The sequence below is a fragment of the Ruoffia tabacinasalis genome (assembly GCF_005864045.1).
GTDB lineage: Bacteria > Bacillota > Bacilli > Lactobacillales > Aerococcaceae > Ruoffia > Ruoffia tabacinasalis.
The window spans coordinates 33135-47648 of the sequence record NZ_VBSP01000001.1 but is presented as its reverse complement, the minus strand read 5'-3'; the positions used below and the strand labels follow the sequence as shown (position 1 = coordinate 47648).

12 protein-coding genes are annotated in these 14514 nt (G+C 36.4%); 1 reads left to right on the top strand and 11 read right to left on the bottom strand.

Annotated features, from left to right (window positions below):
• Positions 1-5: 5 nt before the first annotated feature.
• The 6 genes from FEZ33_RS00250 to FEZ33_RS00225 form a co-directional block, all read right to left on the bottom strand.
• Positions 6-434 (bottom strand): VOC family protein, encoded by a 429-nt coding sequence (locus FEZ33_RS00250; RefSeq protein WP_138403376.1) that lies wholly within the window; start codon positions 432-434, stop codon positions 6-8.
• A gap of 167 nt (positions 435-601) precedes the next feature.
• A complete protein-coding gene (locus FEZ33_RS00245) occupies positions 602-1516 on the bottom strand; it encodes a sugar phosphate isomerase/epimerase family protein (protein WP_138403375.1) in 915 nt (304 codons plus the stop codon).
• An 8-nt stretch (positions 1517-1524) separates the two neighbouring features.
• Positions 1525-2535, bottom strand: a complete 1011-nt coding sequence (locus FEZ33_RS00240) for an ABC transporter permease (RefSeq protein ID WP_138403374.1) — start codon at positions 2533-2535, stop codon at positions 1525-1527.
• Positions 2528-4012, bottom strand: coding sequence for a sugar ABC transporter ATP-binding protein (locus FEZ33_RS00235; RefSeq protein WP_138403373.1), 1485 nt, complete (start codon positions 4010-4012; stop codon positions 2528-2530). The genes FEZ33_RS00240 and FEZ33_RS00235 overlap by 8 nt, the downstream gene beginning before the upstream one ends.
• A gap of 19 nt (positions 4013-4031) precedes the next feature.
• Positions 4032-4991 carry a substrate-binding domain-containing protein gene (locus tag FEZ33_RS00230; RefSeq protein ID WP_138403372.1) on the bottom strand — a complete coding sequence of 320 codons (960 nt, stop codon included), beginning with the start codon at positions 4989-4991 and terminating at the stop codon, positions 4032-4034.
• A gap of 13 nt (positions 4992-5004) precedes the next feature.
• Positions 5005-6102, bottom strand: a complete 1098-nt coding sequence (locus tag FEZ33_RS00225) for a Gfo/Idh/MocA family protein (RefSeq protein WP_138403371.1) — start codon at positions 6100-6102, stop codon at positions 5005-5007.
• A 154-nt stretch (positions 6103-6256) separates the two neighbouring features.
• Here FEZ33_RS00225 and FEZ33_RS00220 point away from each other — a divergent pair, with 154 nt between their 5' ends.
• Positions 6257-7246: a substrate-binding domain-containing protein gene (locus FEZ33_RS00220; RefSeq protein WP_171031210.1), complete on the top strand. Its 990-nt coding sequence runs from the start codon at positions 6257-6259 to the stop codon at positions 7244-7246.
• 88 nt (positions 7247-7334) lie between these two features.
• Here the strand turns inward: FEZ33_RS00220 and FEZ33_RS00215 are convergent, their stop codons facing one another.
• Genes FEZ33_RS00215 through purD form a run of 5 tightly spaced genes read right to left on the bottom strand, consistent with a single transcriptional unit; the run spans position 7335 to position 14500 of the window.
• Positions 7335-10871: a phosphoribosylformylglycinamidine synthase gene (locus tag FEZ33_RS00215; protein ID WP_138403369.1), complete on the bottom strand. Its 3537-nt coding sequence runs from the start codon at positions 10869-10871 to the stop codon at positions 7335-7337.
• 15 nt (positions 10872-10886) lie between these two features.
• Positions 10887-11573 carry a phosphoribosylaminoimidazolesuccinocarboxamide synthase gene (locus FEZ33_RS00210; RefSeq protein WP_138403368.1) on the bottom strand — a complete coding sequence of 229 codons (687 nt, stop codon included), beginning with the start codon at positions 11571-11573 and terminating at the stop codon, positions 10887-10889.
• Positions 11574-11592: 19 nt separating this feature from the next.
• Positions 11593-12744 (bottom strand): 5-(carboxyamino)imidazole ribonucleotide synthase, encoded by a 1152-nt coding sequence (purK, locus tag FEZ33_RS00205; RefSeq protein ID WP_138403367.1) that lies wholly within the window; start codon positions 12742-12744, stop codon positions 11593-11595.
• On the bottom strand, positions 12737-13234 hold the full coding sequence (gene purE / locus FEZ33_RS00200) for a 5-(carboxyamino)imidazole ribonucleotide mutase (RefSeq protein WP_138403366.1): 498 nt from the start codon (positions 13232-13234) through the stop codon (positions 12737-12739). Before purE ends, purK begins: the two co-directional genes overlap by 8 nt.
• A gap of 3 nt (positions 13235-13237) precedes the next feature.
• The gene (gene purD, locus FEZ33_RS00195; protein ID WP_138403365.1) at positions 13238-14500 is read right to left on the bottom strand and encodes a phosphoribosylamine--glycine ligase; all 1263 of its coding nucleotides are present in this window, start codon (positions 14498-14500) and stop codon (positions 13238-13240) included.
• Positions 14501-14514 lie beyond the last annotated feature (14 nt).

The following is a 14514-nucleotide window of genomic DNA, read 5'->3' as shown; positions in this document are numbered from 1 at the left end:
AAATTCTAATTTTCGCCACTAAACATCCAAGACAGACCAAAGGGATCTTTTATCATCCCGAACATTTCAGTCCACTCAGCTTCTTCTAGTGGCATTTCAATTGTACAACCTAATTCAGTAGCTTTAGTAAAGAAGTCTTTAACAGCTTGAACTTCTTTAGAGTCATTTAGATCAAATACAAAACTAATATTACTATCTGTATGGTCGGCTTTATGTTGGTCCCATGTGTCTGAAACAAATATTTTATTACCAAACATCTTAAATTCGGCATTCATAACAAACTTTTCTGGATTCTTTGGACGCTGGCTTTCAGGCATTTCAATAAACATCTCATCTGAGCCAAGAACCATTTGAATATCCGTTGCTCCTAGTTTTTGATAAAATTCTAACACTTCTAAAGTATTAGCAAAATTGAAATAAGGAATTGCTTTCATTATTTTACACTCCTTTATTTGGCTACGGGTCACTAACAATTGGCTACCCTTTTTTGTTCACATTACTCCTATATTATAACAGTAATTGAAAGCCGTTACACTTTTGAACAATAAAATTAAGGCACTTAAAAAGACGAATCGGAAGATTCGCCTTTACTTAACATGCTTCAATACATGACACTTTTCATGTAATTCACACTATGTTGGATTGATTTTTCTATTTCTTCTACCGAGCCTTCAAAAGCTTTATCCTCTATTTCAATACTTGTCGGACCATTATACTTAATATCTGATAAGGCTGACAGAAATGCTAACCAATCTACATCCCCATAACCAGGTAATTTTGGAGCCATATATTCAAGTGGTGTAGCCATCACACCTACATCGGCTAATTTATCTGGATAAAGTTTTATATCTTTAAAGTGAACAAAGAATAATTTATCTTTAAATTCATAGATTGGTTGAATGTAATCTAATTGTTGCCAAATGCAATGTGAAGGGTCAAACGTTAAGCCAAGGTAGTCACTATCAAGGATCTCAAATACTTTTCGCCAATTTGAAGGACTCGTCATTAGATTTTGTCCCCCAGGCCACTCATCCTCTGTAAATAACATCGGACAATTTTCAATACCTAATCTTACTTGTAGTGACTCAGCTAAATCAATCAATGGTCGCCAAACAGTTTCTAATATCGCAAAGTTTTCTGATAAAGATTTTGTTTGATCTCTACCAATAAATGTTGTCACTAAGTTTATATCTAAACGATCCGCTGCTTTAATCACATGCTTTAAATGCTCTACGGCTTCGTCGCGTTTTTTGCTATCGTGTGATAACGGATTAGGGTAATATGCTAAAGCAGAGATACTTACTTGACGTTCTTTAGCGTAAGCTCGGATATAGTCCACTTTCTCATCTGTCAGATTTTTAACATCTATATGTGAGACTCCCGCGTATCTGCGTTCAGCGTCGCCACTCGGCCAACATGCTAATTCAACACTTTCGATATCGTTTTTCGAAGCGAAATCAATCACTTCTTCAAAATTCATATGTTCTAATATTGCTGTTACAAGTCCTAATTTCATATATGCACCTACTCTTTATGTTTGGACATGATTTTTTGTAACATAACGGCACCAATAATGATAAAGCCTTTAATTGCTCCAACTAAGAATGATGGAACACCTAATAAGTTCATCAAATTATTGATGATACCGATTGTTAAAGTTCCAAAGACCGTACCGATAATACTTCCGCGCCCTCCGTTCATAGCTGTTCCTCCAATAACAACGGCGGCAATCGCGTCCATCTCATATGACCGCCCCGATGAGGCAGAGTTCATACTTCCTAAACGAGACGCCTCTAACACTCCCGCAATGGCTACAAGTACACCAGACATAATAAATACACCGATTTTAATCTTGTGAATATTAACGGATGATAAGAATGTCGCCCGTTCATTACTTCCTACAGCAAATATATGCCGGCCAAAGGCTGTTTTTCGAGTAAATAGTACCATTAATAAACTTAAGATAATCCAATAAACAATTGGCATCGGGATTTCTCCAAATAATCGGTAATTTGATATATTCGTGAAGATATCCGCGTTAGTAGCTGATGCCATCACTCCTCCCCCACTATAAAAGTATTGGGCAAAGGATCGATATATTTGCATGGTCCCTAAAGTAACAATAAATGACGGGATATTGAAGTATGATACCGCCATCCCGGATAAGCCACCGGTTATCGCGCCTACTAGAATTGCTCCTAATATTGCAATGATGACACTTTCTGTATTATTTAATAAAGTGACCGCTACTAGACCTGATAGAGCTAATTGAGAACCTACGGCTAAATCGATGTTTCCCGTTAATATAATTAAAGTCATTCCTAAAGAAATGATCCCAATAAAGGAATTATTCATTAATACATTCATCAAATTACTATAGGTGAAAAATACATCCCCTCTGAAAATAATTCCAATGATCATAATGAATATCAATGCGATTGCGGCACTATGGTTCGCCAATATTGCTTTAACTTTTTCGCCTGTTGACGTCTTTTGAGTATTTCTTATATTATCTTGAGTTTTTATCTCATTCATGGACGGAACCTCCTGTCGCAATTAACATAATATCTTCTTCATTCAAATCTTCTCTACGAAATTCATGTTTCACTTCACCATGGAACATCACATATACTCGGTCACATAAGTTATACAATTCTGGGTATTCACTGGATAGTATAATGAAACTAATCCCTTCAGCAGCTAATTTCATGATTAATGAATAAATCTCGAGTTTTGCACCAACATCAACCCCTTGGGTCGGATTATCTAAGATGACTATCTCTGGTTGACTTCCAAGCGCCTTGGCTAACACAACTTTTTGTTGGTTACCCCCAGAGAGTGATGTAATTAAATTCTTCGTATCAGATACTTTGATGAATAATTCATTAATGTAGCGTTGATTATGTTCTTGAATCGCTTTAGAATTTAAAATACCATATTGGTCCAAACTATTCATAATAGGTAAAATCATATTCTCTTTGATGCTTAAATCAGATATAATCCCATTTTCTTTCCGGTTCTTTGGTACGTAAGTAATATTGTTCTTCATCGCTTGCGTCGTATTCTTAATCTTAACTGCTTGACCATTTACTTTAACTGTCCCTTTAAAAGGACTATTAGCTCCTACAACTGACATAAACAGTTCACTTCGACCATCACCTAATAAACCTGTGACACCGATTATTTCACCTTTTTTAAGTGTCATGTCTACATTTTTAAACTGACGCTCTTTTGTTAAATCCTCTAATTCTAGAATCATTTCGCCAATGGGTCTTTCTTTATAAATAATATCCGTACTTAAATCTTTCCCGACCATATGACTACTTAAATGAGCTTCAGTGAGATCATCAGTCACTTCACCTGTGGCAACGACATGCCCGTCTCGCATTATAGTATAAGAATCACATATCGTTAGTACTTCATTTAATTTATGTGAAATAAAGATAATGCTAACGCCGCTCTCTTTTAAATTCCGAATGACATTAAAAACGTGATTAATTTCAACATCGGTTAATGAGGATGTTGGTTCATCCATAATAATAATCTTTGCTTCTTGCATGACAGCTCTGAGTATTTCAGTAATTTGTTTTAGTGCTGGATTTAACGTCCCGACTAATTGATTTGCATTTAGATCCACATCTAACATTTGTATATATTTCTCAGTTTCTTCTCTCATTGCTTTTTTATCAAGAAAGACACCTTTTTTTAATTCTCGTCCTAAAAATAAGTTTTCAAACACGGTTAAATCATTAATTAACGAGAGTTCTTGGTGAATAAAAGCAACTTGATTCTTTACTTCCTTCTCATCATAGACTTCACCAAAGAGTTCGATAGAACCAGAATCCCTGGGAATGATATTCCCAAGGATATTCATGAGTGTCGTTTTTCCAGTTCCATTTTCTCCAAGGAGCGCATGAATGGACCCTGGCATTAATGTAAAGTCAACTTCTTTCAACACATGGTTATTACCGAACGATTTGGTAATGCTTTTCATTTCTGCAACAGGATTCATACAATCATTCCTTTATAACTTAGTACGGAGAGTTCTCATCTAGGAAGTCTTCAACGTTGTCACTATTTACAATTGTTGGTGATACAATTTGATCTTGTTCTACTTCTTCACCATTTAATACTTTCCAAGCTTCAGCAATCGCATCACCGATCATTGATGGTGAATATGTTGCTGTGAATAGATTAATGTCCTCGTTATTAGCAATTTCTTGGAAATAAGCTTGTGATCCACCAGCACCAGACAGATATTGAATGTCATCGCGGCCCGTATCTTTAATCGCTTGCAGAATTCCTAAAGATGATTCGTCATCAATTGAGAATATTGCTTGCAGTTCAGGATTGGCAACTAACATATCCGTCGCTACGCTTAATCCAGCTTCTTGTGTAAAGTTTTCGACAGTCATATCTACTAATTCAATATCTGGATATGTTTCTTCCATTACTGCTTTAAATGCATCGACACGTTCATAACTCACTGACCCAGCACTTGGGTTATTTAAGACAGCGATTTTTCCTTCGCCAACTAACTCTTCACCTAGAAGTTCTGCGGTCATTTCCCCAATTTCAGGGTTACTTCCTGCAACGTAAGCTGTATAATCAACATCCACTCGACGGTCAAAGACGATTAAAGGAATGTCGGCGTCAACTAATTTTTGTGCTGATAGAGATAATTCGTCCGTATGCGGTAGTAAGACAACTGCACCGACTTCTTGTGATAGTACTTCATCAATTTGAGATGCCTGCTCATTCACGTTTGAACTCGTTAAGATTCGATAATTTTCAATGCCTAATTCTTCAGCTTTTAATTCAGCGAAATAAGCTACACCTGCTAACCAACCGTGTTCAGCCCCAGGAATGATAATTGCCAATTCACCTGGTTCCTCTTGCGCTTGGACTTGAGATAATGATGCGATATTGATTCCAGAAATAGTTATAAGCAATGCTACGAATAATATGAGTAAGTTTTTAATTTTTTTCATGGTTATACTCCTTTTAATTGACTTGAGTTGCTTTACCTTCTTGAGCACTTAAGACACACGCATCAATGATTTTCATAATATAATGGGCTTGCTTGAAATTGACAAAATCTTCATTTGTATTTGTTCTTATATTTTCATAGAAATTCTGAATCCCTTGCGCCACTGCATCATGCCAACCAACAGGATGACCGTTGGGTAGAACAGCAACGTCTGCGGCAGCGTCTGTTAAATACTGTTTTGACGCATAGATTTCAGTGTTCCCGATATCTCTATTACCAATCCACAATCGATCCGGACGTTCTTGATTCCATTCTAGTGTTTGTTTATCCCCCTCTATTGAAATTTTAAACTCATTTTTCTTACCTGCTGACACTTGCGACAATCGGATTAATCCATTTAAACCGCTTTCAAAAGTAATGAAAATAATCGACACATCTTCATCTGTAATATCATGGGTGGTTCCATGATCGAATCGTTGATTAAACTTACGCAAATTCTTCACTTCGACTTCAACAATATTCTCACCAAGAATGTGTTGAATTGTATCGAAACAGTGTGAGCCAATATCTCCTATAGCACGAGATTTCCCTCCCATTTCTGGGTCCATTCGCCAATCATAATCATCTTGAAACAATAACCAATCTTGTAAGTACTCCACATGTACAAACCAAGGCTTTCCAATCGACTGATTTTTTACACGCTCTTTCATCTCACTTACCATAATGTTTTGTCTGTAGTTAAAATTCACGCCCCCTTTTACATTTTTGTCAATTGCTAGATTGACTAATTCTTCTGATTCACTTGAGTTTACTGTAAAAGGTTTTTCTCCGAATACATGAATATTCGCTTCAATTAATTCTTTGTTAATACTATAATGAAGTCCGTTTGGTGTGCAATTATGCACCACATCTATGTTCAAGCCTGAGTTAATCAAATCCGTTACTGAAACAAAAGCATGTTCGACACCTAGTTCTTTTGCTTGGTGTTGCGTTTTTTCTAAGTCACGACCAACGATTGCGACGACTTCTGTATGGGGTATTCTTCGTATAGCTTCAATATGTTGAATTCCTAAAAATCCAATTCCAACAACTGCGGCATGTATTCTTTTCACATAACCCCTCCTTTTGTAAAGTTTACACTTGTTGTGTAAGTGTTTTCTTTATTATATTAACAATATCCATTCAAATCAATAAATATTTGAATGTAAATTTTACATCCATGATTTAATATGATATGCTTTTGTCAAATAAATGAGGGGTGAGAGAATGGGTAAACGAAAAACTTCTACGCTACAATCGATTGCAGATGATCACAATGTCTCTATCGCAACAGTCTCACGGGTACTAAATAATAAAGGAAATGTCAGTCAATCTCTAAAATCAGCCATCACTCGAACTTTAATTGACAATGGTTACGAAATTGCGAGCAAAGTAAAACTCTCTAATACAGTAGTTGTTTTCGTACCTGATTATGCAAACCCTTTCAATATTGATGTTCTTTCAGGCATCGAAAAGGCAGCCAAATTGTCTAACTACCGCATGATTATTACGCGAACAAAGACAACGACAAATAATATTGATTACTATTTGTCACTCATTGAGGATATTAATGTTATTGGAATTATATCCCTATCCCCTTTCAGTGATGCTAATATTGTTAAAAGACTCAATGATATCATACCGACGGTAATGTGTTCCGATTATATCTACCATAAGGATTTGTCTTTAGTTAGTATTGATGATACTAAAGCTGCATATAATGCAACGGAGTTTTTAATTAAATCTGGCCGGAAAAAATTAATACACGTCACTTCAACATTAAATCACAATTATGCTGTCATGCGTCAAGAAGGTTTTTTGAATGCGTGTGAAGATAATAAGATAGCTGTATCAGAGAATGATATTTTGTACTTCTCAACAATTAATTATGATTTAGTTTATTCGCAACTCAATTACTACTTACAAGTAAATGATAACGTCGATGCGATCTTTGCTAGTTCGGATATTTTTGCAGCTGCTGCAACGAAGGCAGCGCTTAATAATAACTATCGCATCCCAGAAGATATTGCAATTATTGGCTTTGATAACATTGACTTATCCAATATCATCAGCCCCGCGCTAACGACGGTTAATCAACCGCGCTTTGATATCGGTTATCAATCTCTCGAATTATTACGCGAGAAAATTAATAAAAGTAATCGGATCGAAAAGCAAATATTTTTGGATACAACATTAATTGTTCGCGATTCTACATAGATTTGATAAGTTAATAGAATAAGTTAACAACATAAAAATCACCCCCAGAGATTTTAGCCTTAGGGGGTGATTTCAATTTTCTATTTAATTATTTTCCTACAACTTTTAATAAATTTGCTATAAATGGTGCTTCATTCGTTTCTAAATTATTGAAGCCATCCAAGTTAAATCGTTCAAAGTTACTATTAACTCCAAGGATATGCCCACTTGGATCAACCATAGCATCTATCCCCGCTTCACCTTCAAAGAATGTATTGTATTTTGATAGGATTTGTTGCTCTAATGCTACTTCATCTAATTCAACAATTAAGTGGTCACCAGCAATGGCTGTTGAATATGAACCTTCGGTCGCAAAGTTTGATTCTTTTACGACATTAGCTGTTACGACAGATGAAACAAATTTCTCCATAGGATTTTCTTTAAACTTAATCGATGTGCCTGACTGGACTTGACCAAATTCAATTAAACCACTCCGAACAAATCCAGCAAATGAGGCACCTATAGCTAAAATATACTTATCTTTGGCAAAGGCTTCTAATTCCTCTTTGATATCTTTAATTAATAACTCAATCGCTTGTCCGTACTGCAGACGGTTAGATAGAATAGAACCATCAGGAAAAGCTAAGACATCATAGTTTGTTAATTTACTTGCAAATTCTTTAACTGATTCTTTATAACCTAATTCCTCTTTAATAATAAAAAAGTCAACGTGATCAGTATATCGTTTGAAAGATTCATATAAATCATACTCACCATGTACCCCCGTCATAACAGGGATTAACACCTTGGCATTCGATGAAATTTCTGGTATCTCTAAAGCTGGTTTCACTTCTTCAGAAGTAGCTACCAATTCAATATCCGAGAATACATCAGCTAATGGTTCCGCATATAGGCGTGCTAATTCTTCTAAAGAGTAAATTTGATCAAATTTCGCTTCATTGCTACTATTAGTTTGGGCAACAATGACACTACCTTTAACATCTACATCAGAAGCGACTTCTATTAAGAAACCTAAGGCAGATTTTTTATGCAAGTATTCTGCTTTCATGTCAAAACCAATCGCATTACCTAGAGCCATTTCAATCAGATTCATTTCAATCGTCTTATCGTCCATGGTTGAGATTGAACGAACTTTATTCTCGTTAATTAAGTTCGTAATCGTTTCAAAGGTAGCTTTAATTTCATCAGTATCTAGTAAATCATCTGCATTTAATCTAGCTTCTAATAAAACAATTTTTGAGTCTGTAGATTTTAATTCTCGCGAATTGACTTTTGTAAAGTCTGTTGTTGCAACGGCAAAGCTAATAAGTGATGGTGGAACTTCAATATCTTCGAAGGTACCACTCATACTGTCCTTACCGCCAATGGCAGCTAAACCTAATTGTTTCATTGATTTAAAGGCTCCAAGTAAGGCAGCGGTCGGTTTACCCCAACTATTCTCATTCACCATACTCTCAAAGAATTCTTGTAATGTTAAGCGAGTTTCTTGATAAGGAACACCTAAGGCCACAGCTTTAGCTACTGAATTAACAACGGCATAATAAGCACCGTGGTATGGTGAGAGCGTTGCTAGATCAGGTTTGAATGAAACTGTCATGACTGAAGCAGTTGAAGTATCTTGGCCTAAGACAGGTATTTTTGCGACCATTCCTTCTTGAGGAGTTACCTGCTTCTCCCCACCTAATGGTGCAAGAACTGTATTTTTTCCAATCGTAAAGTCAAAGTTTTGTGATAATGCTTTTTGACTCGCATTTTCAATCGATTGTAACTGAGTTAATACATCTCGTGAATCAGAAAAGAATTGACTTACATCAGAATAATTAATGACAGCATCTGCTGCTTTGGCGCCACCATTCGATTCTAAGAATGAACGTTTTATGCGGAAAACCTCTTCACCGTTATAACGCATCACCATATAAGATGAATCAGTCACTTCTGCCACAACTGTCGCTTCTAAGTCCTCAGCTTCTGATAGCGTAATAAATTTATCAACATCAGCTTTAGAAACGACAACAGCCATTCGTTCTTGAGACTCTGATAAGGCAATTTCGCTAGGATCCATTCCTTCATATTTAGTCGGAACTTTATCTAAATCAATGGTTAAGCCATCAGCAAGCTCACCAATAGCTACTGATACACCCCCAGCACCAAAGTCATTCGATTTCTTAATTAAGCGCGTAGCTTCTGGATTACGGAATAAGCGAATAATCTTTCGTTCGATGGTCGGGCTCCCTTTTTGGACTTCTGCCCCTTGTAGTTCGATTGATTTCTCAGTTTGAACCATTGATGATCCAACTGCTGCACCTAATCCGTCACGTCCAGTACGTCCACCAAGTAAAATAATTAAATCCGTAGGTTCTGGTTTGATACGTACAACGTTATCAACTGGAGCAGCAGCAACTAAGGCACCTAATTCCATTCTCTTAGCTTCAAAGCCGTCATGGTAATATTCGCGCACGTAACCAGCACTTTGTCCGATTTGGTTACTGTAGTCACTATATCCCATAGCAGCACGTTGTGAGATGATACGTTGTGGTAATTTACCATCTCGTGTTGATTCATATGACGCATTCGGGTTTTTAGCTCCAGTAATTCGCATCGCTTGATGAACGTAGCTACGACCTGAAAGCGGATCACGAATCCCCCCACCAATACATGTAGCCGCCCCTCCGAAAGGTTCAATCTCAGTTGGGTGATTGTGAGTTTCATTTTTAAAGTAGAGTAAATAATCTTCTTCAACACCCTCAACATCCACTTTAATGCGAATACAACAAGCATTCACTTCATCAGATTCATCTAAGTTATCTAACAGACCTAATTGTTTTGCATGTTTTGCATTAATCGTTGCAAGATCCATTAATGTAACTGGTTTAACTTTAGGACGATTAGCATAGACTGAATCACGCACGTCATTATACTCTGCGATAGTAGCTTCAATGGCTTCTTGGTATTTACCTTCAGTCACGGATATGTCTGTCAATTCAGTTAAAAATGTCGTATGGCGACAGTGATCTGACCAGTATGTATCGATGACTTTTAATTGGAAGACAGTTGGATTAACTGCTTCTGATTGAAAATACGCTTGAACGACTTCTATATCAGCAAGGTCCATTGAATAATCTTTAATTAACTCTTGTAAGCCAACCGTATCTAAATCATTAAAACCTTCTATTTCTTGTAAATCTAAGCCTTGGCTGACTCCCATATCATAATTTAAAGCATTAAAAGAAACGAGTTCAGTTTCTGTTTCATTAATATAATATGTTTTGAAAGTTTTTACTTCGACTTCAGTTAAACCTTTTAAATCAATAATTCTTGAATGATGTAAAGAAAGATCATGTCCTTCAATATTTTGTATAATACGGTTAGTCATCTCTTCTACTTCATCATATTGCCCCAATACTTGGCGATAACGAAATGCAGTGGAAGTGTTAAATGACTCTAAGTTATCGTAAATAATACCTTGTTCAAATAAAGGCTCGACTAAAGTTAATTCACTTTCATCCGAAGTTTCAAAAACGTCATATTGCTTTACTGCTTGCAAGTTTGTTAATTTCAAGAAATGATGCGCTTCTTTTAATAAGAATGAAGAATCTTGCGCTGGTACTACTATAAATTTGCTCATTAATTTGTCCTTTCCTTATAAATCATTGAAATATTGTGCTAATTCAATAGGGTCAACAAGTTGCCCTTCCTTGTAAACGCGCATATTCCCCCCAGAAATTTCATCGATAAGAATAATATTATCTGGATGATTAACATAACCGAACTCTAATTTTATATCGTATAAATCAAACCCATGTTCAGCTAGTTTTTTCTGGATGATCTGTGCTATTTGAATATTTAAATCAATTAATATCTCATATTGTTTATTCGTTAATATATTTAAGGCAATTAGCCCATCTTTAGTCACTAATGGATCTTGTCTTTTATCGTCTTTTAACGTAAATTCGACATAATTATTTAGTTTTGCTCCATCTTCAATATATTCCCCGTATCGACGAATAAATGAACCCGTTGCCTTAAATCGAGTAATGACTTCTAACCCTTTACCGAATACACTTGCAGACTTCACTGTCATTGTATTTTCATTAAGATTTGAATCAATAAAATGAGTAGGAATACCAGACTGGTTAAGTAATTGAAAGAATAATGTTGTTAATCTTAAGTTTAAATTTCCCATACCTTCAATAGATAAACCAATTTGATTTGCACCAGGATCAAACTTACCGTCTGTCCCCGTCACATCATCTTTAAACTTTAGAATCATCGACTGATTCAATCCTTGATAAATATCTTTAGTTTTCCCTTGATAGAGTAATTCCATGTCTGTCCCCTTTTCTTTATCAGAATAAGTCTTGCCATGCCTTTAGGCTTGTTGATTGATAGAGCATCGTTTCTAACTGATTATAGTCAGGTTTTGTAAGTGTAAAGTGCCCCATCTTGCGTTGTTTTTTAGCTTCCCCTTTGTCATATATGTGATAAATCGCTTCGGGATATTGTTGACTAACTTTTTCAACATAAGGTAAATGTTGACCTAAAATATTAATCATTAATCCTGGTTCAAACAAGCGAATATTAATCAGTGAACGACCTGTTATTCCAAGAATATGTTGATCAAATTGAGATACGTTAGTCGCTTCGATTGTATAATGCCCAGTATTATGAGGTCTGGGAGCAATTTCGTTAACAAATACTTCTTCATCCTCAGTAATAAAGAATTCAATCCCACATACACCAATAAGCTTCCCTGCTTTAGCAATCTTCTCAGCAATGTCATATATTTGATCAGTCAAGTCTTCAGAGTAATTCGCTCCAACAATACTGGAGTATAAGACACCATTGATATGTTGATTTTGACTTATTGGAAATATTTCAATGTTTCCATATAAATCTTGAGAAACGATGACCGACACTTCATATTTAAAGTCACAAAATGCCTCTAAAATTAAAGTTTGCTCTTTTAACAAGGCTTCAATATCTGATTGCTTCGCTTCTAAATCTGATTTGTCAGTTAAGAAAACTTGTCCTTTACCGTCGTAACCAAAACGCGTTGTTTTTATAATCGCTGGTATATTGATTGTTTTGATCGCCTCTGTTAAATCCGTCCAACTATTCACTTCAGCAAAGTCTGTCGTAGGTATGCCTTGTTGATTCAGCCAATTCTTTTCTTTAATTCGATCTTGTGAGTTCAGTAATAAGTTTGTCCCTTGTGGTAAATAACTTTCACTTTCCAGTTCTTTAAGTAAGTCACCATCGATATTTTCAAACTCATAAGTGACTACATCAACGCTTTGAACAAATTTCAATAAAGCTTCCCTGTCCGTAAAATCCGCTACTGTTGTTGAATGAGCAACAGCAAAGCCGCAAGAAGTTGGGTTAGGATCATACATTGCTACTTTATAGCCCATCTTTTGGGCAGATTGAGCTAACATCTTTCCAAGTTGTCCAGCACCTATAATACCAATCATTGCGCCCGGTTGAATTACCTTAGTCATTCAATTCACCATTACTCTCCAGAGCAGCTTGTCGTTGATTCACTTGAAATTCTTTTAAAGATTTCTCAACTATTTTGTCAGTCACAGCTAGAATTCTTGCTGCCATTAATCCAGCATTTTTGGCTCCTGCTGGTCCGATTGCCATCGTTGCGACTGGTACACCAGCTGGCATTTGGACGATTGAAAGGAGTGAATCCATCCCACTTAGTGCGCTTGATTTTATCGGTATACCAATAACGGGCAATGTAGTACTTGAAGCAATCATACCTGGTAAGTGAGCAGCTCCCCCAGCACCTGCGATGATCACCTTATAACCATTGCTCTTAGCATTTTCTGCAAAAAAAATCATCTCCGTAGGCATACGATGAGCCGAGATTACCTTTGTATCGTAAGTTAAATTTAGTGTATCTAAAAATTGACAACAATGTTGCATTTGTTCCCAATCAGAAATACTGCCCATGACTACAGCAATATCTGTTTGTTCTGTCATGCTTTACGCCTCCTTATTTCGATGTAAACCAATGTCTGTTCGGTAGAATGTATCTTGAATATCAAATTGTTTCATATCGTTATAAACTTTTTCCCTAGCTTCTTCAATAGTATCGCCACTAGAAGTAACCATTAAGATTCGTCCTCCTTTTGAAAGGAGCTCCATCTCGGGACTACCACCTACCCCAGCAAAGTAAATATTCTCTTCGATTGACTTTGGAATATTTAAAGGAATATCTGCCTTTGGCAGACTTGGATAGCCTTCGGCTGCAAGGACAACTCCTAGATTAAATTGCTTTTTAAAACGAATATCAATGGGTGATTGATCTAAATGAGCTTGGGCGACTTCATAGAAGTCATTCTCTAACAATGTAAGTAGGACTTGAGTCTCTGGATCTCCTAAACGAGTATTAAATTCAATCACTTTTGGCCCTTCACTCGTCCAGATGATTCCAGTATATAGAATACCAGTGAACGGTGTTTCGTTCTCAATCATTTGATTGGCAATTGGATGAACAATCTCAGTCAATACACGTTGTTCCGCTTCTTCATCAAACCAAGGAACTGGAGCGAAAGAACCCATGCCTCCAGTATTCAATCCTAGATCATTATCAAGTGCACGCTTATAGTCGCATGCCGTACCTAGTGAAATGATATGAGATCCATTAACTAAACTAAAGTGGGAAAATTCTGTTCCTGTTAAAAATTCTTCAATGAGCACTTCTTTATTATTCTTATCCATCATCAACTCAAGTGTACTCACAGCTTCCTCCATCGTTTCTGGAATCACTACACCCTTACCACTCATAAGGCCATCTGCTTTAATTACAAATGGTAATCCTAAAGCTTCTGCATATTCAATCGCTTCTTGACATTCTCCTGCTTGAAAAAAACGATGTTTAGCTGTTTTTACTTCTGCAAGTGACATAATATCTTTAGCGAAATTCTTCGAGTTTTCTAAACGTGCAGCCGCTTTTGTTGGCCCTATGATAGGTAAATTGAGACTTATAAAATAATCAACAATGCCCAACTCCAAAGGTTGTTCGGGACCAACAAATGTCAGGTCAATCGCTGAGCCTTCTACAAACTCCGCTAAACGTTCGATTTCTGTTACCGGAATATTTACACATTCTATATTATGATTAGTCATAACCATACCTGGATTACCCGGGGCAACATATACTTGCTCTACTTGAGGACTGCGGGCAAAAGCAAGTGCCAAGGCATGCTCACGTCCGCCCGATCCAATAATTAAGATATCTTTCATTGGGTTCTCTCCTA